The organism is Enterobacter sp. UCD-UG_FMILLET, assembly GCF_000762975.1.
GTDB classification, from domain to species: Bacteria; Pseudomonadota; Gammaproteobacteria; order Enterobacterales; family Enterobacteriaceae; genus Enterobacter; species Enterobacter dykesii.
Genome location: NZ_JRJC01000015.1, coordinates 262263 through 288212 on the forward strand (window position 1 = coordinate 262263; position 25950 = coordinate 288212).

Below are 25950 nucleotides of genomic sequence, written 5' to 3' on the forward strand. Positions count from 1 at the left end.
GCATTACCCCGTGGTGGGGTTCCCGAGCGGCCAAAGGGAGCAGACTGTAAATCTGCCGTCATCGACTTCGAAGGTTCGAATCCTTCCCCCACCACCATCTCTCAGCACGACCTCAAAATTTGAATTACCCCTGGTGGGGTTCCCGAGCGGCCAAAGGGAGCAGACTGTAAATCTGCCGTCATCGACTTCGAAGGTTCGAATCCTTCCCCCACCACCACCACTTTCAAACGACTCCAAACCTTACGTGCGCACCATGCATCATGCATTTCCGTAACGGGGAAGGATGAGAAGCTTCGACTAAGGTTCGATTCGAGCGCAGCGAGAAAGCGTTGCCGTAGGCAACGACCCGAAGGGCGAGGCGCAACGCGCCGAGTAATCCTTCCCCCATCTAATCCAAAAAATCATTTTAAAACTGAACCGAATCCGTCGTTGTAGGCCGGGTAAGGCGCAGCCGCCACCCGGCGACAGAAGCCTACATCGGCGGCAAACGACGCTTCACCGGCGAACTTTTCACAATTGACGTATTGCACTGGGCATGCTCCGCCAGGCCGTCCAGCAGCACATCCAGCTGCTCTATCGAGCGCACCACCAGCCTAATCACAAAGCAATCTTCCCCGGTGACTTTGTCGCTCTCAATACACTCCGGCATCGCCTGAATGTATTTATCCACCTTATGCAACAGCCCCGGCAAAGGCCGCACGCGCACCAGCGCCTGCAGGGTATACCCCAGCGCTGCCAGATTCACCCGTGCGCCATACCCCTGAATCACACCGCGCTCCTCCAGCCTCTTCAGGCGTTCTGCCGTGCTGGGGGACGTCAGACCAATGCGTCCGCTGAGGACCTTCAACGACATGCGCGCATCTTCGACCAGACAGGCTAAAATTTGCCGATCGATATCATCGATAAGGTATTCCATTCTTTTCACCTAATTTTTAAAAGTGATTTCTTCCTTCAACCTTATATCACTCCTGTAAAACCCGACAGCGATTTTCGACAATATGCACATCAATCAGGAGGTGGATGATGCGTGATTTCCATAAAGGCGTCTGGCAAATGAGCCTGGCGATGTTAATTTCCGGCTCTATCGGTGCGTTTGTTTTACTCAGCGGTCTGCCGGTGACGGAAGTGGTGTTCTGGCGCTGTCTTATCGGGGCAATGGCGCTTTTTATTTTTATCCGGATGAGTCAAAAGCCCTTTAGCCCCCTCACCCGCCCCACGCTGCTGCTGGCTATTCTCGGCGGCGTAGCGCTCGTGGTGAACTGGCTGTTGCTCTTCGCGGCCTATGAACGGATCTCGATTGGTCTTTCGACCGTGGTCTATAACACCCAGCCGTTTATGCTGGTCCTGATGGGGATGTTTTTAGGTGAGCGCGTCACCCTGGTGAAATGGGGCTGGCTGTTCCTCGCCTTTGGCGGCGTGGTGATCTTGCTCTCCAGCGAGCTGACCGGCGCGCACGGCGGTGAATGGCTCGCCGGAATCGGTCTGGCGATGGCCGCGGCTTTCTTCTACGCGGTCACGGCCATTATTGCCCGCAAACTCAGATCCGTTGCGCCGCAGCATATTGCCTTTATCCAGGTGCTGACGGGCGTCGTGATGCTTTTGCCGTTTGCCAGCATGCCGTCATTTTCCGGTGATTTTCCCTGGCCTACCCTGCTGACGCTGGGCATCGTCCATACCGGCATTATGTACCAGCTGCTCTACAGCGCGATCCAGAAGCTGCCTACGCCCATTACCGGCTCCCTGTCGTTTATCTATCCGGTGGTGGCGATCGTTGTCGATAATCTGGTGTTCGGACACTCGCTGAACCTGACCCAACTGGCGGGCGGCGCGCTGATCCTGTTTGCTGCCGCGGGCAATAACCTGGGCTGGGGCGAAAAAAAACCCCGCGAGTGCGGGGTTGGTATCAAAACGACGAATTAGCGGCGGGCGCGCACAATCTGGTATTTGCGCGTCAGGTACTCCACCGGCGCGCTCCAGATATGCACCAGACGAGAGAACGGGAACAGCACAAACAGCGTCATCCCCAGCACAAGGTGAACGCGGAAGATAAACGCCACGCCGTCCAGGTGCGCGGAGGCTCCGCCGTGGAAGGTCACCACGGACTGCGCCCAGCCGACCAGCTTCATCATTTCGCTGCCGTCCATATGCTGCGCAGAGAATGGAATGGTCAGCAGGCCCAGCGCACACTGCACCATCAGCAGGGAGAGGATCAGGATGTCCGCTGCGGTCGTGGTTGCACGCACGCGCGGGCTGAACAGACGACGTTTCAGCAGCAACAGGCCGCCTACCAGGGTCATCACGCCGCAGGCACCGCCGGCGATCATCGCCATCTTCTGCTTCACCTCGATCGGCAGCCACGCTTCATACATCCAGTGCGGCGTCAGCATCCCCAGGAAGTGACCGGCAAAAATCCCCAGAATACCGATGTGGAACAGGTTAGAGCCCACATGCATCCCTTTGCGGTCCAGCATCTGGCTGGAGGCCGCACGCCAGCTGTACTGGCCGTAGTCGTAACGCAGCCAGCTTCCCACCAGGAACACGGTGCCCGCGATATACGGGTAAATGTCAAAGAAGAACATATTCAGGAAGTGCATTAGTGCCGTCCTCCGTTAGAGATATTCAAATATTGCGGGGCAACCGCGCCGGCAAAACGACGCTGGTGAGCGGAGATTTCAGACTCGCCGCAGTTCTGGTCAGCAAAGAATTTCACCTGCTCTTCTTCCCAGACCGCATCCAGCGCCTGTGGGGTATCGTCGCGGGCTTCATCCGCGATTTTCTCCGCCACTTTTTCACTGTCGACCGCGGCGTTGGCCAGCTTCACCAGCAGATCGAACAGCACCGCATAGCGGCTCTCGCGCTGCTGAAGACGCGCGCCGAGCAGCGCCAGGATCGGCGCGATGTCCTGCAGACCGCCCAGCGCCTCCTCTTTCGGCAGCTGCGCCAGGTACTCCAGATAGAGCGGCAGATGGTCCGGCAGTTCGCGGCTGTCGAGCTGCAGGCCGTGCTGTTCATACTGGGCCATCAGGTCCACCATCGCCTGACCGCGGTCACGGGACTCACCGTGAACGTGTTCAAACAGCAGCAGCGAGGTCGCACGCCCCCGGTCAAACAGCTGGCTGTAGTCCGACTGGGCATCCAGAAGGTCGCGCGCCAGCAGATCGCGGAGGAAAACGCCAAGCCGCTGGGCATCGTCTTTATCCAGGTTTTCAGATGACGCGAGTGCATCAAAGAGTTCCTGCTGATGCTGCGCAAGCGCAGCATCCGGGTACTCGAGCAGACGCGAAACAATGACGAGTTCAATCATTGGTGCGGCTCCGTTTTGCTGGTCACATCCATGGCATCGATGCGGCGGCTGTTGAACAGGTTGAATTTGCTGTCTGACCCGTGGCAACCGTCACCAAAGGTAAAGCCACAGCCATTTTTTTCCGGGAAGGCTTCGCGGGCCAGCTCGCGGTGGCTGCTCGGCACCACGAAACGGTCTTCGTAGTTGGCAATCGCCAGATAGCGGTACATCTCCTGCGCCTGCGCTTCGGTCAGACCGACCTCTTCCAGCGCGCGGGTATCGGTCACACCGTCTACGGTTTCCGCACGTTTGAAGTGACGCATCGCCAGCATACGCTTCAGCGCGAGCAGTACCGGCTGGGTATCCCCTGCGGTCAACAGATTCGCCAGGTACTGAACCGGAATACGCAGGCTTTCCACGTCCGGCAGGATGCCGTTGCTGCCCAGCTCGCCCGCGTCAGCGGCAGACTGAATCGGCGACAGCGGCGGCACGTACCAGACCATCGGCAAGGTGCGGTATTCCGGATGCAGCGGCAGGGCCAGCTTCCAGTCCATCGCCATCTTGTACACCGGAGACTGCTGCGCGGCGTCAATCACGCTCTGCGGCACGCCGTCCTTCAGCGCCTGCTCAATCACATTCGGATCGTTCGGGTCGAGGAACACGTCCAGCTGACGCTGATACAGATCCTTCTCGTGCTCGGTGCTCGCGGCGTTTTCAATCGCGTCCGCGTCATACAGCAGCACGCCGAGGTAGCGAATACGGCCTACGCAGCTTTCTGAGCAGACGGTCGGCATTCCGGCTTCAATACGCGGGTAGCAGAAGATGCACTTCTCAGATTTACCGCTCTTCCAGTTGAAGTAGATTTTTTTGTACGGGCAGCCGGTGATGCACATACGCCAGCCGCGGCACTTGTCCTGGTCGATCAGCACGATGCCGTCTTCTTCACGCTTGTAGATGGCGCCGCTCGGGCAGGTCGCCACGCACGCCGGGTTGAGGCAGTGCTCGCACAGGCGCGGCAGATACATCATGAAGGTGTTTTCGAACTGGCCGTACATCGCCTTCTGCATGTTCTCGAAGTTCTGGTCTTTGGCGCGTTTCTCGAACTCGCCGCCCAGAATCTCTTCCCAGTTTGGACCGCTGGTAATTTTGTCCATGCGCTGACCGGTGATCAGCGAGCGAGGACGGGCGATCGGCTGGTGCTTGCTTTCCGGCGCGTTGTGCAGGTTCTGGTAGTCGTAGTCAAACGGCTCGTAGTAATCGTCGATGCCCGGCAGGTGCGGGTTAGCGAAGATTTTACCCAGCAGCATCGCGCGGTTACCCATGCGCGGCTGCAGCTTGCCGTTGATTTTACGGATCCAGCCGCCCTTCCACTTCTCCTGGTTTTCCCAGTCGGTCGGGAAGCCGGTGCCCGGCTTGCTTTCCACGTTGTTGAACCAGGCGTACTCCATACCTTCACGGCTGGTCCAGACGTTTTTACAGGTGACCGAGCAGGTATGACAGCCGATGCATTTATCCAGATTCAGCACCATGCCGACTTGTGAACGAATTTTCATTTTACGCTCTCCTGTACCTGGTCATTACCTTCGCCGTCTAACCAGTTAATATTCTTCATCTTACGTACCACCACGAACTCATCGCGGTTCGATCCTACGGTGCCGTAGTAGTTAAAGCCGTAGGCCAGCTGCGCATAGCCGCCGATCATGTGGGTCGGCTTCGGCGTAATGCGGGTCACGGAGTTATGGATCCCGCCGCGCTGCTCGGTAATTTCTGACCCCGGCAGGTTAACGATACGTTCCTGCGCGTGATACATCATGGTCATCCCGGCCGGTACGCGCTGGCTCACCACCGCACGCGCCGTCAGGGCACCGTTGCTGTTGAACACTTCGATCCAGTCGTTATCTTCGATCCCCAGATCTTTGGCGTCCGTTTCGCTCATCCAGACAATCGGACCGCCGCGAGACAGGGTCAGCATCAGCAGGTTGTCACTGTAGGTGGAGTGGATACCCCACTTCTGGTGCGGCGTCAGGAAGTTAAGCGCCTTCTCAGGGTTACCGTTCGATTTCGCCCCCATCACGGCTTTCACAGAGCGGGTGTCGATTGGCGGACGGTAGACCAGCAGGCTTTCACCGAAGTCGCGCATCCACTGGTGATCCTGATACAGCGACTGTCGGCCGGACAGGGTGCGCCATGGGATCAGCTCATGAACGTTGGTGTAGCCCGCGTTATAAGACACGTGCTCATCTTCCAGGCCTGACCAGGTAGGGCTGGAGATAATCTTGCGCGGCTGCGCCTGAATATCGCGGAAGCGGATTTTCTCTTCCTCTTTATTCGTCGCCAGGTGCGTATGGTCGCGACCGGTAAACTCGCTCAGTGCCGCCCAGGCTTTCACGGCCACGTGGCCGTTGGTTTCCGGGGCCAGGGTCAGGATCATCTCTGCCGCATCAATTGCCGTGTTCAGCATGGGCTGGCCTTTCGCCGGGCCGTCCGCTTTGGTGTAGTTGAGCTTGCGCAGCAGATCCATTTCGCTCTGGGTGTTCCAGGCGATCCCCTTCCCGCCGTTACCGATTTTCTCCATCAGCGGGCCGATAGAGGTAAAGCGCTCATAGGTTGCCGGATAGTCGCGTTCAACCGGAATAATGTGCGGCGCGGTTACGCCCGGGATCAGGTCACATTCACCTTTTTTCCAGTCCTTCACGTCCAGCGGCTGCGCCAGTTCGGCGGCGGAGTCGTGCTGGATTGGCAGCGTCACCACGTCTGTCTCTTTGCCGAGGTGCCCTACGCAGACTTCGGAGAATTTCTTCGCGATGTCTTTGTAGATATCCCAGTCGCTTTTCGATTCCCACGCCGGGTCAACGGCCGCAGACAGCGGATGAATAAACGGATGCATATCCGAGGTATTCATGTCGTCTTTTTCGTACCAGGTCGCGGTTGGCAGCACGATGTCGGAGTACAGGCAGGTGCTGGACAGACGGAAGTCGAGCGTCACCACCAGATCCAGCTTGCCGTCGAGACCGTTGTCTTTCCACTCCACCTCTTCCGGCTTCACGCCGCCCTGCTTGCCGAGATCTTTCCCCTGGATACCGTTTTCGGTACCGAGCAGGTATTTCAGCATGTACTCGTGGCCTTTGCCGGACGAGCCCAGCAGGTTGGAGCGCCAGATGAACAGGTTACGCGGATGGTTTTTACCGTTCTCCGGCTGTTCAGCCGCGAAGCGGATGGAGCCATCCTTCAGGGATTTCACGGTGTAATCCACCGGTGACATGCCCGCCTGCTTCGCCGCTTCCGCAATGCGCAGCGGGTTAGTGCCCAGCTGCGGCGCAGACGGCAGCCAGCCCATGCGCTCGGCGCGCACGTTGAAGTCAATCAGGTGGCCGCTGTAGCGGGATTTATCCGCCATCGGCGACAGCAGCTCCTGCGCGGTGACCGTCTCGTAGCGCCACTGGCTGGAGTGGTTATAGAAGTAGGAGGTGCTGTTCATGTGACGTGCCGGACGCTGCCAGTCGAGGGCAAACGCCAGCGGCTGCCAGCCGGTCTGCGGACGCAGTTTTTCCTGGCCGACGTAGTGTGCCCAGCCGCCGCCGCTCTGACCGACGCAGCCGCAGAAGATCAGCATGTTGATCAGACCGCGATAGTTCATATCGAGGTGATACCAGTGGTTCAGACCCGCGCCGACGATGATCATCGAACGGCCGTGCGTTTTGTCCGCGTTTTCAGCGAACTCACGGGCGATACGGGTAATGTGCGCGCGTGGCACACCGGTGATCTGTTCCGCCCATGCCGGGGTGTAGGCCTTCACGTCGTCATAGCCGGTTGCGCAGTTTTCATCGCCCAAGCCGCGCTCCAGACCGTAGTTCGCCATGGTCAGGTCATAGACGGTGGTGACCAGCGCGGTAGAACCGTCGGCCAGCTGCAGGCGCTTAACCGGCAGCTTGTGCATCAGAACGTTTTTCAGTTCGACCTTGTTGAAGTGCTCGGAACCTTCACCGCCGAAGTACGGGAACCCGACCTCGGCGATCTCGTCCTGGCTGCCCAGCATGCTCAGGCGCAGCTCCGTCTCTTCGCCGGTCGTACCGTTGCGTTGCTCAAGGTTCCACTTGCCCTTCTCGCCCCAGCGGAAGCCGATAGAGCCGTTTGGCGCCACCAGCTCGCCGTTGCTGTTATACGCAACGGTTTTCCACTCAGGGTTATTTTCCTGGCCCAGCGAATCCACCAGATCGGCCGCGCGCAGCGTGCGGCCCGCGGCATAGTAGCCCTCACGCTCTTCCAGCATCACCAGCATCGGCATGTCGGTGTAGCGGCGAACGTAGTCGGTGAAGTACTGGCTTGGCTTATCGAGGTGGAATTCACGCAGCATGACGTGTCCCATCGCCATCGCCATCGCGGCGTCGGTACCCTGTTTCGGCGCCAGCCACAGATCGCAAAGCTTGGCGATTTCCGCGTAATCAGGGGTGACCGCCACGGTTTTAGTGCCTTTGTAACGGACTTCGGTAAAGAAGTGCGCGTCCGGCGTGCGGGTCTGAGGAACGTTTGAGCCCCAGGCGATGATGTAGCTGGAGTTGTACCAGTCCGCAGACTCCGGCACGTCGGTCTGCTCGCCCCAGGTCTGCGGAGACGCAGGCGGCAGGTCGCAGTACCAGTCGTAGAAGCTCAGGCAGGTACCGCCGATCAGCGACAGATAGCGCGCCCCGGAGGCGTAAGAGACCATCGACATCGCCGGGATAGGCGAGAAGCCCGCCACGCGGTCAGGACCGTAGGTTTTAACGGTGTAGACGTTGGAGGCGGCAATCAGCTCGTTTACCTCTTTCCATGAGGAGCGAACGAAACCACCGCGACCGCGAGCCTGCTTGAAGCTTTTTGCTTTGTCCGCGTCTTCGATGATGGACGCCCAGGCATCAACCGGATCGCTGTGCTGCGCTTTCGCCTCACGCCACATTTTCATCAGGCGCTTACGCATCAGCGGGTATTTCAGACGGTTGGCGCTGTAGAGATACCAGGAGTAGCTGGCACCGCGCGGGCAGCCGCGCGGTTCGTGGTTTGGCATATCCGGGCGGGTGCGCGGATAGTCGGTCTGCTGCATTTCCCAGGTCACCAGACCGTTTTTAACGAAAATCTTCCAGCTGCATGAACCGGTACAGTTCACGCCGTGGGTCGAACGGACGACTTTGTCATGCTGCCAGCGCTGGCGGTAACCGTCTTCCCAGTCCCGGTTGGTATCCAGAACCTGGCCGTGCCCATCGGCAAAAGTTTCACCCTTCTGTTTGAAGTAGCGAAACCGGTCCAAAAATTTGCTCATCGGGTATCTCCTGTGTGGAGCCTGTGGCTCTCTAAATCGACATTGCTGATTTGCAGCGAAGGTAACGCCCTGAAAGAGGAGGAGAATTGATAACGATCAAGACGAGGAGGGACTTTCCGGGGAGGGGTTACACCAAATACCACCAAAGTGGTATCTTCAAAAATTTCATATCATCATGAAATATAGAGTTATTTTTATTTTATCGTACAAAAAGCCAGTCAAAATTTAACCTCTCAGGTATTAAGGGGTAGACCCACCTGCAAAGCGATGGCGATCGCAATGTCACCGCAGGCGTCTGCCGTAAAAGCCTTAAGTATGTTGTAACTATTATTCAGGCTAAAAAAAACGCGGCCCGAAGGCCGCGTAAACGGATAATCACACTTACTTATTTTTTTTGGTATTTCGGCCATATACCAGCCACGTAATCACAACGCAGGCGATATAGAAGACGAGGAAGACTTTCATGGCACCGGCCGGAGAGCCGGTCAGGTCCAGAGAGATACCGAACGCTTTCGGGATAAAGAAGCCGCCAATCGCGCCGATGGCAGAGATAAAGCCCAGCGCCGCGGCCGTATCCGTCGCCGCTTCGCGCATGGCCTGCTCTTCGCTCCCGCCCTGCGCCTTCACGCGATCCATCGTCAGCTTACGGAAGATCACGGAGATCATCTGGAAGGTAGACGCACTCCCGAGCCCGGCCGTCAGGAACAGCACCATAAACACGCCGAAGAAGGCGATGAAGTTACCGCCCTGTCCGTCAGCGGGCAGCGTCAGGAACAGCAGCGCGCAGAAGACCGCCATCACGACGAAGTTAACCAGCGTCACGCGGGTACCTCCCAGGCGGTCAGAGACCATGCCGCCCAGCGAACGCGCCAGGGCACCAATAAACGGTCCGGAGAAGGCGAATTGCAGGATCTGAATCTCCGGAAACTGGGTTTTCGACAGCATCGCGAAGCCCGCCGAGAAGCCGATAAACGAACCGAAGGTGGCCAGATACAGCAGCGCCATCACCCAGAGGTGTCCGCGCTTCAGCACCGGCAGCTGTTCGCTCAGCGACGCCTTCGACGCGGACAGGTCGTTCATAAAGAACCAGGCTGCGAGGGTGAAGACCACCAGGAAAGGTACCCAGATCCAGGCGGCGTTCTGCAGATAGAGGGAAGAACCATCCGCCTGCTCAACGCCACCGCCGCCAAAGGCCGCGAAAATAGAAACGGAGATCGCCAGCGGGGCAATGAGCTGCATCACGCTGACGCCCATGTTCCCCAGGCCGCCGTTAATGCCCAGCGCACCGCCCTGCTTCGCTTTCGGGAAGAAGAAGCTGATGTTCGCCATGCTGGAGGCGAAGTTCGCGCCCGCAAAACCGCACAGCAGGGAGATAATCACGAACACGCTGAACGGCGTAGAGGTATCCTGCACCGCGAAGCCGAGCCAGACGCAGGGAACGATCATGATGCCCGTACTGAACGCCGTCCAGCGACGACCGCCAAACACCGGCACCATAAACGCGTAAGGTACACGCAGCAGCGCGCCTGACAGCGACGGCAGCGCGGTCAGCATAAACAGCTGATCGGTAGTAAATGTAAAACCCACTTTCGGCAGATTTACCGCCACCGCGCTAAACAACATCCATACGCAAAACGCTAATAACAAACACGGCACGGAAATCCACAGATTCCGGCTTGCTACACGATGGCCGCGCTGTTGCCAGAACGCCGGATCCTCTGGACGCCAGTCTGTAATAACGGCACCATTTTCCCTTTCGGGAGCGGATGAGTGACTCATAGACACCTCTGATTCTCGAATGATGCTGCAAACATTAGGGTTTTAGGGCGGCGGTAAGTTGATATAAATCAAAGGAAAAGTGGGAGGATTTGCGGCGTAAAATAAGGCCTTACCCTTAGTGAGTAGGCTAATTCGGTAAAAAAGACGTGGTTTTTCACGGCACTGACGGTTCCAGGCTACCCCCACCTCCTTCCCCCTACTCCGTTGGCAATTTAGGGGTAATCCTTTATTGGTATGGGTATACTCCAGGGTATGCACCAGAATAGCGCCATTCCTGCAAGCAGGCCACGTCAGGAGCACGCCACCTCTATGTTAAAAAGATGTTTATCTCCGCTGACGCTCGTGAATCAGCTAGCCCTGATTGTTTTGCTGTCCACCGCCATCGGCGTGACCGGCATGGCGATCTCCGGCTGGCTGGTACAGGGCGTACAAGGTAATGCGCATGCCATCAACGAGGCAGGCTCGCTACGCATGCAGAGTTATCGCCTGCTGGCGTCGGTTCCCCTGACGCAGGACGATCGGCCCCTGATTGATGAAATGGAGCGCACGGTCTTCAGCCCCGAACTGGAAAACGCCGCCATCCGCGCCGGTCAGCAATCCCAGCTTAAAGCCCTTCAGGGCTACTGGCACACCCAGCTGCAGCCTGGGCTGAAACAGGCGCGCAGCACCGAAACCGTTGCGCAGGACGTGGCGGGGTTCGTCTCACGCATCGATGCGCTGGTCTCCTCTTTCGACCAAACCACCGAATTACGCATTGACCGGGTGGTGATGGTGCACCGCGCCATGGCGCTGTTTATGGGGCTACTGCTGATCTTCACCATCGTCTGGCTCCGAGCGCGGCTGCTGAACCCGTGGAAACAGCTGCTGGCGATGGCCCGCGCGGTGACCGCACGCGATTTTACCCAGCGCACGCGCATCAGCGGGCGCAACGAGATGGCCATGCTCGGCCAGGCGCTCAACACCATGTCGGCAGAGCTATCCGAGAGCTACGCGGTGCTGGAACAGCGCGTTCAGGAAAAAACGGCCGGGCTGGAGCAGAAAAACGAAATACTTTCCTTCCTGTGGCAGGCCAACCGTCGTCTGCACATGCAGGTACCGCTCTGCGAGCGCCTCTCTCCTGTCCTGAACGGCCTGCAAAATCTGACCCTGCTTCACGACCTTGAGCTGCGCGTCTACGACGTGGAAGACGAAGATAACCATCAGGAATTTACCTGTCAGTCGGATATGTCCTGCGATGACAAAGGCTGCCATCTTTGCCCTCGCGGCCTGCCGCCGCTGACGTCCGGCGGCACCACCCTGAAGTGGCGCCTGACCGACAGCCACACCCAGTACGGTATTCTGCTGGCAACGCTGCCAGCCGGGCGTCACCTGAGCCACGACCAGCAGCAGCTGGTTGATACGCTGGTCGAACAGCTCACGGCCACGCTGGCGCTCGACAGGCATCAGGAAAAGCAGCAGCAGCTGATCGTCATGGAAGAGCGCGCGACCATCGCCCGCGAGCTTCACGACTCGATCGCCCAGTCGCTCTCCTGTATGAAAATGCAGGTGAGCTGCCTGCAGATGCAGGATGCAGAGATGCCCGAAAGCAACAAGCAGCTGCTTAGCCAGATCCGCAACGAGCTGAACACCTCCTGGATACAGCTTCGCGAGCTGCTGACTACCTTCCGTCTGCAGCTGACCGAGCCGGGCCTGCGCCCGGCGCTGGAGGCCAGCTGTCACGAATTTAGCGCCCGTCTGGGGTTCCCGGTGAAGCTGGACTACCAGCTGCCGCCGCGGTTTGTCCCCTCCCACCAGGCCATACATGTACTGCAGATCGCCCGTGAAGCGCTGAGCAACGTGCTTAAGCATTCCGGCGCGACGGCGGTAACGGTCACCGTCAGCCAGCACAACAATCAGGTGAAGCTCACGGTTCACGACAACGGCCGCGGCGTGCCGGAAAATGCCGAACGCACTAACCACTATGGTTTAATTATTATGCGAGACCGCGCCCAAAGCCTGCGCGGTGATTGCCAGGTTCGCCGGAGAGAGACGGGTGGCACGGAAGTTGTGGTCACCTTTATTCCCGAGAAACCGCTTACAACTGCTCAAGGAGAAACCCATGACTAATCAGGAACCGGCATCCATCCTGTTGATCGACGACCATCCGATGCTGCGTACTGGCGTGAAACAGCTGGTCAGCATGGCGCCCGATATCACGGTGGTTGGCGAAGCCAGCAACGGTGAACAGGGTATTGAGCTTGCCGAATCCCTCGATCCCGACCTGATCCTGCTCGATCTGAATATGCCCGGCATGAACGGTCTGGAAACCCTCGACAAGCTGCGGGAAAAATCGCTTTCCGGGCGCATCGTTGTCTTTAGCGTGTCAAACCATGAAGAGGATGTGGTCACGGCCCTGAAGCGCGGGGCGGATGGTTATCTACTCAAGGATATGGAGCCGGAAGACTTGCTTAAGGCGCTGCAGCAGGCGGCGGCGGGCGAGATGGTTCTCAGCGAAGCCTTAACGCCGGTGCTGGCCGCCAGCCTGCGCGCCAACCGCGCCACCTCTGATCGTGACGTCAGCCAGTTAACCCCGCGCGAGCGCGATATTCTTAAACTCATTGCCCAGGGACTGCCGAACAAAATGATCGCCCGCCGCCTGGACATCACCGAAAGCACGGTCAAAGTACACGTGAAGCATATGCTGAAGAAAATGAAGCTCAAATCCCGCGTTGAAGCCGCCGTGTGGGTGCATCAGGAACGCATTTTTTAAGGATTACTCCTCCGGCAGAAGCTTCCAGCGCGGGTCGTTGTCCGGTAATGCGACCAGCGGCTGCACGACGGTCAGCACGATCTCATTGGACGAGACGCGCTGGCCTTTCTCATCTTCCACCACCGCCGACAGGTGCCAGCGGTTTGTCGCCCCTTCACTGTCATCCCAGGCAGGCATAATCACGCTCCAGCCGTCGCTGCTGTTGCTTTTGGCCGGCGACGTCAGGCTCAGCGCCTGCGTATCTCCCTGCCAGTGGATCTGACGAATGCCGTGCGCGCTGCGAACCTGAAGCTTCAGCATAACGGTCTCGCCCCCTTTCAGATCCCACGGCGGCGTCGCCAGCCAGACGGACAGCGTTTTACGCTGGCGGAACTCCATCACCGGCAGGCTATTGCGCTCCGGCGAGTCGTAGCGGCTTCCGCGCAGGGAGCGCGTGGCGGCGACTTCACCGGCGGAAAGCTGCTTCACCAGCGGCACGCCAAAACGATAGTTGACCTTCAGCCCGAGGTTATTCTGGCTCTCGCCACTTTCGGCCTGCTTGTGCGCGGCGGTCAGTGTGACCAGCGGTACGGGGGTATAGTTAAGCCCCAGATTCACCGCCACCGGATTGTGATAGCCGGTTCCGCTGTTGAAGAGATCGACGTTATCGCCGAAGTATTGCTCGAAGCTCACGCTGGTATTCAGATGATGGAACCACGGCAGCCAGGCTTTCGCGGTGACGTCATAGCCGCGCGCCATCCGCTGCTCCTGGACGTCGGAGCGATCGCGCCAGCCGGCAAAGGGCTGATAATAGTTGGCTGACAGGCGCAGATTTTCCCCCCACGCTTCTGCGCCCAGCCCGGCACGCTGCAGGTTTTCATCCAGCAGGTTATCGTAAAACGTGTTGTAACCCAGCAGCCATTTTCCCGCCACCCAGCGCTGGCCTATACCAGCGTTACTGACCAGGCCATCCGTCTGCTGGGTCAGGCCAAGCTGGCTCCAGCTCAGATAGCGGTTGTTATCGTTCCAGGGGATAAACCAGCTCCCGCTGCTGCCGTTAAATTTGCCATCGTTATCCACCAGCAAGTTCACGCTGGCGTTCCCCCAGGGCGAAAGCCAGGACTCAATCTGCTGGTTCACTTCGCCGCTCACCGCGTCGCGCACCTGGCCAAACGCAAACTGACGCGCCTGCTCGCCCGTTGTCAGGCCGTTGTCGGTCATGCTGGCCTCACCGAAGGCTTTCGCCATTTCGGCCAGGTGTTTTTCCCCCTCGCCCGTTGGCGCCGCCATGCCGAGGTCGGGCAAACTATCCCCATTATTATCAAAGGGATTTTGCGCCTGCTGCATAAAGGAATTCGGCGCACCGTGAACGGCTCCGACCGTAACAAGGGAGAGTAATAACAGCAAACGAATGCGGGACGATACAGCCATCAACGTCGTAAATAAGAACCTGTGTTTATGAATAAACTCCTATTATGTTAACGCGATAAGCCTTGAAATGCAGTTCTGGCGGACATTTCAGGATTATCCTGAAACAGCCCTTTCAGCTCCGGCACGCAGGAGCCACAGTTCGTACCACAGCGCAGCGTCGCCCCCAGCGCGGTGACGGAATCACACCCGCCGACGATCGCCTCCCGTATCGTATTCTCTCCGACGCTGAAACAGCTGCAGATGATGCGTCCCGGATCAGCCGCCTTCCCGACGCTCTGTCCGTTCAACAAGGCATGGCGTTCTGCGAGACGCACGGGTGGGGATTGAAAAGCGGCTTCAATCACCGCATGCGCCAGCGCCGGTAACGCGGTGCCCTCCCAGAAGCCCAGCATCAGCCGGCCTTCATGCCAGGCCAGCACGCTGCTGCGTTCACCGGTTTGCGCAACCTGCAGCTGCCAGCCCTGAGCGCTGGCGTATTCCATTACCCACGGCAGCAGCGGCTGATCGCCCGCCACCGTCAGGCGTGAGGCTTTACGCCACCAGTAAGCCGAAGAGGGCATTTCCGGCCATTCCCGGGCATAGAGTTCCCCCTGCCAGGCGGGCTGCCAGGGCAGGATCCTGACGGCGGTTTGTTTACTCCCCGGCTGGCCCGAAACCGGATCGTAGCGCCCTTCCACCAGCGCATTCACCTTTCCCTGGCGGGCAAACCCGGCGTTCCAGTGCATCGGGGCAAACGCCTCGCCTTCCCGTATCCCGTCGCTGACGCACACTCTTGCCACCATCACGCCGCGCGGAGAGCTGATGCGCGCCAGCTGGCCGTCGCACAGGGAAAACCGAACGGCGTCTGCGGGGCAAATCTCAACAAACGGTTCGGCGATATGCTGCATCAGCCTCGCCACGTATCCCGTTCGGGTCATGGTATGCCACTGATCGCGGATGCGCCCCGAGTTGAGAATCAGCGGGTATAACGCGCTGACCGTCGCGCCGTGCGACAGAGGGTTAACGGGAACGATGTTTCGGCACGGGAAATCCCCCGTCGGCCACTGCCAGGGCTCAAGCTGATCCCACTCCTCACGGGTTAGCGCAGCCAGGTCATGAAGATTCAATGCCCGCGCGCCGTCATTTTCAAAGGCCGTCAGCGCCGCATGTTCGCAAAAAATCTCGTGCGGATGTTGCCAGGTAAAGGCCTCGCCGTAGCCCAGCCGTTTCGCCATCTGCGCGACGATCCACCAGTCCGGCTTCGCCTCGCCCGGCGCGGGCAGAAACGCGCGCTGGCGCGAAATGCGCCGCTCGGAATTGGTCACCGTGCCGTCCTTCTCTCCCCAGCCCAGCGCCGGAAAACGGATATGGGCGAATCGGCTGGTGTCGGTATCCTTCATCACCTCAGAGATCATCACCAGCGGGCAGCTCGCCAGCGCCTGACACACCGCGTGGCTGTCCGGAAGCGACACGGCGGGGTTAGTGCCCATGATCCACACCGCCTTCACCTCGCCGCGGGCAATGGCGTCAAACAGCTCCACCGCCATCAGGCCCGGCGTCTGCGCCAGCCGTTCCGTTCCCCAGAAACGCGCCACCCGCGAGAGGTCGTCCGGCTCAAAGTTCATGTGCGCCGCCAGCTGGTTCGCCAGCCCGCCCACTTCCCGTCCGCCCATCGCGTTTGGCTGTCCGGTCAGCGAAAACGGGCCGCAGCCCGGACGGTTGAACTTCCCGCTGGCAAGATGAACGTTAATGATGGCGTTACACTTGTCGCTGCCGCTGGCGGACTGGTTGATCCCCATCGTGTAGAGCGTAATCGCGCGATGCGCGGTGACAAACCAGTCGTAAAAGGTAGCAATCTCCTCTGACGGAAGGTCGCAAAACGCCGCCACGCGGGCAATCGGCCACTCCTCATCACCCTGGATCAGATTGAGTAACCCGACAAACAGCCCGGCGTCGCTGCCGGGGGCGAGCGCCAGATGCAGATCGGCTATATCGCAGGTGGCGGTGCGGCGCGGGTCAATCACCACCACCTTCATCTGCGGATTGCTGTGCTTTGCCTGCACCAGCCGCTGATACAGCACCGGATGCGTCCAGGCCGCGTTCGAGCCAGCCAGCACCACCAGATCGCTGTTTTCCATATCCTCGTAGCCGCACGGCACCACGTCTTCGCCAAAGGCGCGCTTGTAGCCGACCACCGCCGAGGACATACAGAGCCGGGAGTTGGTATCAATGTTTGCCGCGCCGATAAACCCTTTCATCAGCTTGTTGGCGGCATAGTAATCTTCGGTTAACAGCTGGCCGGAGGCGTAAAACGCCACCGCCTGCGGCCCCCATTTATCGATAATCTCCCGCAGGCGCTCCCCTGCCGCACTCAGCGCCTGCGCCCAGTCCACCTCAAGGCCGTCAACGACCGGGCGCAAAAGCCTCCCCTGTAATCCCGTCGTCTCCCCCAGGGCCGATCCTTTCACGCACAGGCGACCCAGGTTCGCAGGATGGGTTTCATCTCCCCGAACGCTGACCGCTTCACCTTCCACGCGGGCGACCACGCCGCAGCCCACCCCGCAATAGGGGCACGTTGTCCGGGTTTCCGTCATGAGGCCTCCGCACGCATTACCAGGGCGTCGCTGCCAACCCACACCTTGCCGTTTTCAATTTTCACTGGCCAGGCGCGCACCGCGGGTTCGCCGTTCTCTACCTGACAGCCGTCGCGCAGGCGAATGCGCTGCTTGTAGAGCGGTGAAATCACCACCGGCTCGCCCGCCGCATCGCCAAGAATGCCGCGTGAAAGCACGTTCGCATCGCCGCCCGGCTCCCGATCGTCGAGGGCGTAAACGGTTTTGCCAAAGCGGAAGAGCGCAATCGGCTTACGTCCAAGCCGCGCGCCGATGCCCGCCTGCTCGGGGATATCGTCGATGCCGCAGATTTCCTGCCAGCGCTTGCTTTCATCCGGCGCGGTGTCGTTCACCGTCGTGCGGAACAGCGCCAGGCGGTTGGGATCGCTGAGCGTGGTTTGCCATTCGCACTGGTAGGTTTCCACCACCCGGGCCATCTCCTGCTCCAGCTCGTGGGCGATGCCGAGGCTGTCGTTGAGGATCACCTCCCGCAGATAGTCGAGGCCGCCCTCAAGGTTGTCCATCCAGGTGCTGGTGCGCTGCAGGCGATCCGCCGTGCGGATGTAAAACATCAGGAAACGGTCAACGGTCCGGATCAGCGTTTCATCATCGAGATCGCTGGCGAAGAGATCCGCGTGGCGCGGCTTCATCCCGCCGTTGCCGCACAGATAGAGGTTCCAGCCCTTATCGGTGGCAATGACCCCCACGTCTTTGCTCTGCGCCTCCGCGCACTCGCGGGTACAGCCTGAGACCGCCATTTTGATTTTGTGCGGCGCGCGCAGGCCCTTGTAGCGGTGCTCCAGTCGGACCGCGAGGCCTGTGGAGTCCTGCACGCCGTAGCGGCACCAGGTCGAGCCGACGCAGGATTTCACCGTGCGCAGGGATTTCCCGTAGGCGTGCCCGGTTTCAAAACCGGCCTCCACCAGCGCCTGCCAGATTTCTGGCAGCTGTTCGAGGGTGGCGCCAAACAGGTCGATACGCTGTCCGCCGGTGATTTTGCTGTACAGGCTGTAGCGTTTCGCAATCTGGCCGATGGCAATCAGCCCGTCGGCGGTCACTTCCCCTGCGGGCATGCGCGGCACGATGGAGTAGGTGCCGTCCTTCTGGATGTTGGCGAAGTAGCGGTCGTTGGTGTCCTGCAGCGGCAGGTGCGCCGGTTTCAGCAGATACTCGTTCCAGCAGGAGGCGAGTACCGACCCCACCAGCGGCTTGCAGATCTCGCATCCGTGCCCCTGTCCGTAGCGGCTAATCAACTGGTCGAAAGTGCGGATATGGTTGACCCGCACAAGGTGGTATATCTCCTGGCGCGAGTACGGGAAGTGCTCGCAAATGTCCTTTTTCACCTCCACGCCCTGCTCCGCAAGCTGGAACTCCATCACCTGCTTCACCAGCGCGCTACATCCCCCGCAGCCGGTCGCCGCTTTGGTGCACTGCTTAACGGCGCCGATATCCGCCGCGCCCGCGCTCACCGCCCGGCAGATATCGCCCTTACTGACGTTATGACACGAACATATTTGCGCGCTTTCCGGCAGCGCCGCCACGCCCAGCGCTTTTGGCGCGCTGCCTGACGACGCGGGTAAAATGAGCGTTTCCGGCTCTTTCGGCAGGGCTATCCCGTTGAGCATCATCTGCACCAGCGTGGCGTACTCGCTGGCATCGCCCACCAGCACGCCGCCGAGCAGCGTTTTACCGTCGTGGCTGACCACGATTTTCTTGTAGACTTGCTGCGGACCGTGCGTCCACTGGTAGCTCAGCGCCCCCGGGGTGCGCCCGTGCGCGTCGCCGAACGAGGCCACGTCTACGCCGAGCAGCTTGAGCTTAGTGCTCATATCCGCGCCGGTGAAGGTTTTATCCTCTCCCGCCAGCGCGGCGGCGGCCACGCGCGCCATCTGATAGCCGGGCGCGACCAGTCCGAAGATTTTCCCCTCCCACAGGGCGCATTCGCCGATGGCCAGCACGTCCGGATCGGAGGTGCGACATCCGTCGTCAATGCAGATCCCGCCGCGTTCGCCGATAGCCAGCCCGCTGCTGCGCGCCAGCGCGTCCTGCGGACGAATGCCCGCCGAAAAGACCACCATGTCCGTTTCCAGCTGTTCGCCATCGGCAAAGCGCAGCACCAGCCCGCCGTCCGCGGTGGCGATCTCCGTCGTGGCTTTACTGGTGTGAACGCCGACGCCCAGCGCCTCGATTTTCTTGCGCAGCATCGCCGCGCCGTCGCTGTCGAGCTGGACCGCCATCAGGTTGGGCGCAAACTCCACCACGTGGGTTTCCAGCCCGAGCTGCTTCAGGGCATTCGCCGCCTCCAGTCCGAGCAGGCCGCCGCCAATCACCACGCCGCGGCGCGAGCCCGCCGCATGTGCAGCAATGCTGTCCAGGTCGTCAAGGGTGCGGTAGACAAAACAGCCCGGCAAGTCGTTGCCCGGCACGGGCGGAACGAACGGGTATGAGCCGGTCGCCAGCACCAGCTTGTCCCAGTGGGTCTCATGCCCGCTGGCGGTGCGCACCACGCGCGCGGCGCGATCGATAGCGACGATCTGCTGCGACAGGCGCAGCTCAATGCCGCTGTCGGCAAAGAAATCCCCCTCCACCAGCGAGAGCGACGCCGCGCTGCGGCCGCCAAAATATTCCGACAAATGCACACGGTCGTAGGCGGCATAGGGCTCCTCGCCAAAGACAACGATCTGATACTGCTGATGCAGATTGCGCTTAACGCAGTCTTCGAGGAAATGATGGCCGACCATACCGTGCCCAACCACCACCAGAGTAGGTTTTGTCATAGCATTCTGTCCTGCAACCTGCGGTTGCGTAGTGAAACGATCGAACAGCCAGTCCGCGTGGGCGGGCGCAGCCGTTGCCAGTAAATCGGTAAACGTTGCCGCGCTGCGGCAGTCGCCGATCAGCAGCGCGCCAGCCAGCGCCCCCTGATGGATCAATAAACGACGATAGTGACGGGTCAGCGGATCCCATGCGCTCCAGACCACGTCGCCCTCCTGCTCCGCCGCGCGGCCGAGGCTGAACAGCTCCACGCCCGTCACCTTGAGGCGCATCCCGCTGTCGGTCAGGGTAAACGGCGCGGTGGCGTCCCCGGCCAGCCGCGCGGCGAGGATCTCCGCCTGCGCCAGGCAGGGGGCGACCAGGCCAAACGTCTGGCCGTCAATTTCGCAGCACTCGCCGATGGCGTAGACGTTCGGTTCGGAGGTTTGCATCTGGTGATCCACCACGATGCCGCGCGCGCAGCGAATGCCGCTGGCCTGCGCCAGCGCGACGCTGGGCTGCACGCCGGTCGCCAGTACCACGCGCAAGGCGGCGACGCGGCGTCCGTTGAGCAGCGTCACGCTATCTCCGTTCACCGCTGCGATGCCAGAGACGAGCTCACAGCGCACGCCCCGCGCCGCCAGCGCCTCTTCCAGCAGCATTCCCGCCTGCCGATCCAGCTGCTGCTCCATCAGCCACGGACCGCGATGAACAAGCGTGACCTCGTCACCTGAACGCGCCAGCGCAGCCGCCGCCTCAACCCCGAGCACGCCGCCGCCCAGCACCACCGCCGGACCGGCGATCGCCTGAATGGCCCGGGTATCTGCCAGGGTACGGAACGTGAACACATGCGGCGCATCGCAGCCGCGAATTGGCGGAACAAAGGGCGTTGATCCAGTGGCAAACACCAGCGCATCCCAGCCCAGCGTGCGGGCGGTGGTTTGCACTTCCCGCGCGTCCACGTTCACGGCGATCGCCTTTTCACCCCGCAGCACCGTCACGCCGCGCGACTGGTACCAGTCGTCATCCTGAAGGGAGATGTCTGCATCCTGCTTTTCACCGCCCAGCACCGGCGAAAGCAGGATGCGGTTATAGGCATGCTCCGGCTCGTCACCGATGACGGTGATAGCGAAACGACCGGCAGCACGCCCGGTGAGCGAGGCAATCAGCCGCGTGGCCGCCATGCCATTTCCGATAATGACCAGACGCATCAAAGCCCCCTCATTACGCCGCTTTCGGCTGCTTTTCATAGAGGAAATGAAGGATCTGCTGGCGCATGTGGTGATAGCGGCTGTCGTCGGCAAGCTGCACCCGGTTGCGCGGGCGCGGCAGATCGACGCGCAGGATCTCCCCGACGGTCGCCGCCGGGCCGTTGGTCATCATCAGCACGCGATCGGAGAGCAGCACCGCCTCGTCCACGTCGTGGGTAATGAGCACGATGGTGGTGTTCAGCGCCTGCTGGATCTGCATCACCGAGTCCTGCAGATGCGCGCGCGTCAGGGCATCGAGCGCGCCGAAGGGTTCATCCATCAGCAGGACTTTCGGCTTCATCGCCAGCGCGCGGGCAATGCCGACGCGCTGCTTCATGCCGCCGGAGATCTCCCCCGGGCGCTTGTGCAGGGCGTGCCCCATCTGCACGCGGTCGAGATTGTGTTCAATCCACTCCCTGCGCTCCGCCTTGCTCATGCTGTGGCGGAACACGTGATCGACCGCCAGGGCCACGTTGTCAAAGCAGGTGAGCCACGGCAGCAGCGAATGGTTCTGGAAGACCACGGCGCGCTCCGGACCCGGCCCGGCGATTTCGCGGTTGTCGCAAATCAGCCCGCCTTCCGTCGGCAGGGTAATACCGGCGATGAGGTTCAGCAGCGTCGATTTGCCGCAGCCGGAGTGACCAATCAGGCTGACGGTTTCGCCCTCGTGGATATCAAAAGAGACGTTCTGCAGCGCCAGAAACTCGCCGCTGGCGGTGGAAAAACGCTGGCTCACGGCCTGGACCTGAATTAATGGTTTCATATTCGCTCCTTATTTTTCCTGCCAGCTAAAGCGGCGGGCGATCAGCATCAGCCCCTGCTCCAGCAGCAGCCCGACCACGCCAATGATGACGATGGCGATGAGAATGTTTTCGACGTTGAGGTTGTTCCACTCGTTCCAGATCCAGAAGCCGATCCCTAAACCTCCGGTCAGCATCTCGGCGGCGACGATCACCAGCCAGGCGATGCCGATGGAGAGACGCACCCCGGTCAGCACCGCGGGCAGCACCGCCGGGAAGAGAATGCGGCGCATGATGGTCCACTCGGAAAGCTGCAGCACCCGGGCCACGTTGAGGTAGTCCTGCGGAATGCGGCGCACGCCTTCGGCGGTGTTGATCACCATCGGCCAGATGGAGCAGATAAAAATGGTCCAGCTCGACGCGGGCTCCGCTTTCTGGAACAGCAGCAGGCCGATGGGCAGCCAGGCCAGCGGGCTAACCGGGCGTAACAGCGCGATCAGCGGGCCGAACATGCGAGAGAAAAAGGTGAAGCGGCCAATCAGGAAGCCGAGCGGGATCCCGACGAGCGCGGCCAGGCCAAAGCCCACCGCCACGCGCTGTAATGAGGCGAGCACGTTCCAGCCGATGCCCATATCGTTAGGCCCGTCGCGATAAAACGGATCGGCGAACAGGGTGATGGCGGAATCGAGCGTGCTGAGCGGCGTCGGGAAACCTTTGCTGTTAATCGCCGCCAGCTGCCAGAGCACGGCCAGCAGTCCCAGACCGAGAAACGCCGGGATGATGCGCTGAAGGATCGCGTTAATCCGACGCGCAAACGTCGGCGTACGGCGGCGAACCTGCACCGGAGGCAGGACAATCACCTCCCCACTCTCCGGCGTCTCGTGTGAATTCGTCTTTTGCAGATGCTGCATAATCAGGCCCCTTTACGGTGAATGGCGAAACGGCTGGCGTATCCTTCCGGGTCGGTACCGTTCCAGACAGTGCCGTCCATCAATGTGCTGCTGCGCAGTGGTGAAGTCGGTGTGGTAATGCCCCCCACCGCCGCGGCGGCATCCTGCCAGACCGCCGTCTGGTTAATGCGCTGCGCGATGCCCGCGTAGTCCGGTGCGGATTTGAGCAAGCCCCAGCGGCGGAACTGGGTTAAGAACCACATGCCGTCGGAGAGATACGGGTAGCTGACGGCCCCCTCGTTGAAGAAGCGGATCGGGTGCGCGTCCTGCCAGCGCTGGCCCAGGCCGTTATCGTACTCGCCGAGCATGCGTCCGGTGAGATACTGTTCCTTGCAGTTGAGCCACGCCCGGCGGGAGAGGATCTGCGCGGTCTCGCGTTTGTTTTCCGGGGAGGCTTCGATCCAGCGCGCCGCCTCCATCACGGCGCTCACCAGCGCCCGCGCGGTGTGCGGGTTTTTCTCCACCCAGTCGCGGCGCGTACCGAGTATTTTTTCCGGATGATCGGCCCAGATGGACTGCGACGTGGCGGCGGTAAAACCGATGCGGTCGTTGATGGCCCGGGCGTTCCACGGCTCGCCGACGCAAAAGCCGACCATGTTGCCAATGCGCATGTTCATCACCATCTGCGGCGGCGGCACCACCACCGTGCGCACGTCGTCAAAGGGGTTAATGCCCGCGCTGGCCAGCCAGTAGTAGAGCCACATGGCGTGCGTCCCGGTCGGGAATGTGTGCGCGAAGGTATAGGTGCCGGGCGCCTGCTGCCCAATCAGCTTTTTCAGCCCGTCCAGGTCGCGAACGCCCTTCTCCGCCAGATCGCTTGAAAGCGTAATCGCCTGGCCGTTCTGATTGAGCGTCATCAGGTTCGCCATCTGCTGCGGCTTGCCGGCGATGCCCAGCTCCAGGCCGTACAGCAGGCCGTAGAGAATGTGCGCGGCGTCGAGCTCGCCCGCCACCAGCTTGTCGCGCACCGCCGCCCAGCTCGCCTCTTTGGTGGGCACGATGGTAATACCGTATTTTTTATCAAAGCCTTTCAGCGCTGCGATAACCACCGGGGCGCAGTCGGTCAGCGGGATAAACCCGATGCGCACCGTTTCCTGCTCCGGTTTATCCGAGCCTGCCGCCCATGCGGCCTGCATGACACCCGGTAACAGCATTGCGCCACTCGCCAGCACGCTGGCCTGCAAAAAACGCCGTCTCGACAAATCCGCCATGACCACTCCTGAAAAAAAACCAAAAAAAAGCGCCCACGGTGCCGAAGCACCAGTGGACGCCTTTATCCCGAAGACGCATGCGCCGCCGTTGGCGCATCGTCAAAAATGGTTAATCCGATAATGCAAAGTGAATGCCAGGTTTTAACCCGCTGTTTCCGGGGCGCTAACCGAACTCCCCTCGCCTGCACGCACCTTAATCAGGCACAAAATGCCCGCTGACCGTGCAGCTACTCCTTTGGTGTTACCTGCCACAAATTCTTCACCATCAGCAGCGCGCGGGCGATATCCACCATCCTTTGGTTCTTGTCCATCGCCATTTTGCGCAGCGCCGTCCAGGCCTGTTCCTCACTCATATTCTGGTGGGTCATCAGCACGCTTTTCGCTTTATCAATGACTTTGCGCTCTTCAAGCGTATCGCGCAGCGATGCAAGCTGGCGCGAGAGCTGTTCTATCTCGCGCGCCTGCTGGCGCACCAGGGTGAGCAACGGTTTTTCCGGATACTGTATCAGCGGATCGTCCCGCTCATCGGCGGGAGGCACGTACTCATCGTTACGGTAAATACGCTCCTCCACCGCCGTCATCAGATCGGCGATGAGCGTCTCCTCCAGCGTGCGCAGATGCTCAAGGCGCGCGGTTTGCAGAGCAAACCAGGCCAGAGCGGTAAGGCCATCATCCGCGGCAGGCTGGCGGGTACAGGCTACGCGCCGGAGTTGCTCCGTTTCACGATCGGGCTGGCAGTGCAGGGAAAAGGTGGTCTGGACGTCAGCATGGCTGTGCGAAAGAAAGATCTCAAAGCAGGCCTGCTGCCCGTCGATGCGGTCAACCAGCCTCTGGCGAGTCACATCATCGAAAAAGCCCTGCGTGAAGCCAATCGCCCCCAGGGCCCGCTCCTGTCCCGCCAGCTCTTTCCCCTGCATCAGGCTATAAAGGGCAACAAAACGCCCGGCGATTTGCGGATCGTCAATGCTGTCATTGAGTTGCGGCACGATACTGAGCAGATGGCGAAGTATGCGGGAGTAATGTTCCATCGCCTGCGGCGCCGTTACCGTTTGCTGAATAACACCGTCGCGCAGCAAGGGAAGCATATCTAGGCTCTGAAGCGCGCCGCCGATACGTTCACAGACGCTACTTCCCGCTATCGGCGACTGTTTTTCAAGAATGGCATAAAGTGCAGCGAGGTTTTCATCCACCAGCGCCCGGCTGGCTTTGCATTCGGGGGCGTAAAGCTTACCCTGTGAGCAGAGCCAGACGTTGGACGCCCCACGCTCGCACTGTAACATGTGCACCAGTTGGCTAATGCCGTGCACAAGTACGCCCAGCTGTGCCAACTTGCTGAGCTGCTCCCGGCGCATCATCCTTGCGCGCTCGAGCCATTCGGCAGCGCCTGGCGAAATGCCAGCCATTAATGTCATGCTTACTCTCCAGAACAGCGAAACTCGGGAAAGCTAAGCAATATTCGTGCCTTTATAAGAACAGGAGTCAACATGCAAAAGATTGTGATCGTCGCCAACGGTGCGGCTTACGGCAGCGAAACCCTTTTCAACAGCCTGCGCCTGGCGATTGCGCTGCGTGAAAAAGAGAGTGACCTGGCGTTACGACTCTTTTTGATGTCGGATGCGGTCACCGCGGGGCTGAAAGGTCAAAAACCGGCAGAAGGCTATAACATTCAGCAGATGCTGGAGATCCTCACCGCGCAAAACGTGCCGGTGAAGCTGTGCAAGACCTGCACCGACGGCCGCGGCATTACCGGTCTGCCGCTGATTGATGGCGTAGAGATTGGTACGCTGGTTGAGCTGGCCGAGTGGACGCTGTCCGCCGATAAAGTATTAACTTTTTAATAATAAACCCGTAAAAATATTATTTTCTTATGGACGCGGTTTCAGCATCAAGTTTACCTGCGGGGTTGCCGATAGGCATGGAAACAACACAGCAGGTATTTC

17 protein-coding genes, 2 tRNA genes and 1 other RNA gene are annotated in these 25950 nt (G+C 60.2%); 7 read left to right on the forward strand and 13 right to left on the reverse strand.

The genetic code is table 11. The annotated features are described in order from the left end of the window. Positions 1-12 precede the first annotated feature (12 nt). The 3 genes from LA04_RS08355 (at position 13) to LA04_RS23110 (ending at position 393) form a co-directional block, all read left to right on the forward strand. Positions 13-97 (forward strand) — tRNA-Tyr (locus tag LA04_RS08355). Between the two features lie 35 nt (positions 98-132). Next, positions 133-217, forward strand: a tRNA-Tyr gene (locus LA04_RS08360). A gap of 45 nt (positions 218-262) precedes the next feature. Then, positions 263-393: non-coding RNA, RtT sRNA (locus LA04_RS23110), on the forward strand. A 79-nt stretch (positions 394-472) separates the two neighbouring features. On the opposite strand, the gene LA04_RS08365 is transcribed toward LA04_RS23110, so the two are convergent. Next, positions 473-916, reverse strand: a complete 444-nt coding sequence (locus tag LA04_RS08365) for an Lrp/AsnC family transcriptional regulator (protein ID WP_047651165.1) — start codon at positions 914-916, stop codon at positions 473-475. A 107-nt stretch (positions 917-1023) separates the two neighbouring features. Between LA04_RS08365 and LA04_RS08370 the strand changes: the two genes are divergently transcribed. Then, positions 1024-1920 (forward strand): DMT family transporter, encoded by an 897-nt coding sequence (locus LA04_RS08370; protein WP_047651166.1) that lies wholly within the window; start codon positions 1024-1026, stop codon positions 1918-1920. On the opposite strand, the gene narI is transcribed toward LA04_RS08370, so the two are convergent. The 5 genes from narI to LA04_RS08395 all read right to left on the reverse strand — a co-directional run bounded on the left by narI (position 1917) and on the right by LA04_RS08395 (position 10355). Next, positions 1917-2594: a respiratory nitrate reductase subunit gamma gene (gene narI / locus LA04_RS08375; protein ID WP_047651167.1), complete on the reverse strand. Its 678-nt coding sequence runs from the start codon at positions 2592-2594 to the stop codon at positions 1917-1919. The two genes, LA04_RS08370 and narI, sit on opposite strands and share 4 nt — an antisense overlap. Then, complete coding sequence (gene narJ / locus LA04_RS08380) at positions 2594-3304, reverse strand: nitrate reductase molybdenum cofactor assembly chaperone (protein ID WP_039263578.1); 711 nt, start codon at positions 3302-3304, stop codon at positions 2594-2596. Before narJ ends, narI begins: the two co-directional genes overlap by 1 nt. Then, complete coding sequence (gene narH, locus LA04_RS08385; protein ID WP_047651168.1) at positions 3301-4836, reverse strand: nitrate reductase subunit beta; 1536 nt, start codon at positions 4834-4836, stop codon at positions 3301-3303. Before narH ends, narJ begins: the two co-directional genes overlap by 4 nt. Continuing rightward, positions 4833-8576, reverse strand: coding sequence for a nitrate reductase subunit alpha (locus tag LA04_RS08390; protein ID WP_047651169.1), 3744 nt, complete (start codon positions 8574-8576; stop codon positions 4833-4835). The genes narH and LA04_RS08390 overlap by 4 nt, the downstream gene beginning before the upstream one ends. A 381-nt stretch (positions 8577-8957) precedes the next feature. Continuing rightward, a complete protein-coding gene (locus LA04_RS08395) occupies positions 8958-10355 on the reverse strand; it encodes a NarK family nitrate/nitrite MFS transporter (protein WP_047651170.1) in 1398 nt (465 codons plus the stop codon). 309 nt (positions 10356-10664) lie between these two features. Between LA04_RS08395 and narX the strand changes: the two genes are divergently transcribed. Beyond that, positions 10665-12461, forward strand: a complete 1797-nt coding sequence (gene narX / locus LA04_RS08400) for a nitrate/nitrite two-component system sensor histidine kinase NarX (protein WP_047651171.1) — start codon at positions 10665-10667, stop codon at positions 12459-12461. Next, on the forward strand, positions 12454-13104 hold the full coding sequence (narL, locus tag LA04_RS08405) for a two-component system response regulator NarL (protein ID WP_008499531.1): 651 nt from the start codon (positions 12454-12456) through the stop codon (positions 13102-13104). The genes narX and narL overlap by 8 nt, the downstream gene beginning before the upstream one ends. A gap of 3 nt (positions 13105-13107) precedes the next feature. Here the strand turns inward: narL and LA04_RS08410 are convergent, their stop codons facing one another. The 7 genes from LA04_RS08410 to nasR all read right to left on the reverse strand — a co-directional run bounded on the left by LA04_RS08410 (position 13108) and on the right by nasR (position 25422). After that, positions 13108-14514 (reverse strand): YchO/YchP family invasin, encoded by a 1407-nt coding sequence (locus tag LA04_RS08410; RefSeq protein ID WP_047651172.1) that lies wholly within the window; start codon positions 14512-14514, stop codon positions 13108-13110. Positions 14515-14561: 47 nt separating this feature from the next. Beyond that, positions 14562-17087, reverse strand: coding sequence for a nitrate reductase (locus LA04_RS08415; protein ID WP_047651173.1), 2526 nt, complete (start codon positions 17085-17087; stop codon positions 14562-14564). After that, positions 17084-21070, reverse strand: coding sequence for a nitrite reductase large subunit NirB (gene nirB / locus LA04_RS08420; protein WP_081957670.1), 3987 nt, complete (start codon positions 21068-21070; stop codon positions 17084-17086). The genes LA04_RS08415 and nirB overlap by 4 nt, the downstream gene beginning before the upstream one ends. Positions 21071-21083: 13 nt before the next feature. Further along, positions 21084-21872 carry an ABC transporter ATP-binding protein gene (locus LA04_RS08425; RefSeq protein ID WP_033145769.1) on the reverse strand — a complete coding sequence of 263 codons (789 nt, stop codon included), beginning with the start codon at positions 21870-21872 and terminating at the stop codon, positions 21084-21086. 9 nt (positions 21873-21881) lie between these two features. Continuing rightward, positions 21882-22760: a nitrate ABC transporter permease gene (gene ntrB / locus LA04_RS08430; RefSeq protein WP_047651174.1), complete on the reverse strand. Its 879-nt coding sequence runs from the start codon at positions 22758-22760 to the stop codon at positions 21882-21884. A 2-nt stretch (positions 22761-22762) separates the two neighbouring features. Next, a complete protein-coding gene (locus LA04_RS08435; RefSeq protein ID WP_047651175.1) occupies positions 22763-24010 on the reverse strand; it encodes a CmpA/NrtA family ABC transporter substrate-binding protein in 1248 nt (415 codons plus the stop codon). Positions 24011-24237: 227 nt separating this feature from the next. Further along, on the reverse strand, positions 24238-25422 hold the full coding sequence (gene nasR / locus LA04_RS08445; RefSeq protein WP_047651176.1) for a nitrate regulatory protein NasR: 1185 nt from the start codon (positions 25420-25422) through the stop codon (positions 24238-24240). Positions 25423-25494: 72 nt separating this feature from the next. Here nasR and LA04_RS08450 point away from each other — a divergent pair, with 72 nt between their 5' ends. Continuing rightward, positions 25495-25848 carry a DsrE/DsrF/TusD sulfur relay family protein gene (locus LA04_RS08450; protein ID WP_047651177.1) on the forward strand — a complete coding sequence of 118 codons (354 nt, stop codon included), beginning with the start codon at positions 25495-25497 and terminating at the stop codon, positions 25846-25848. Positions 25849-25950: the final 102 nt, after the last annotated feature.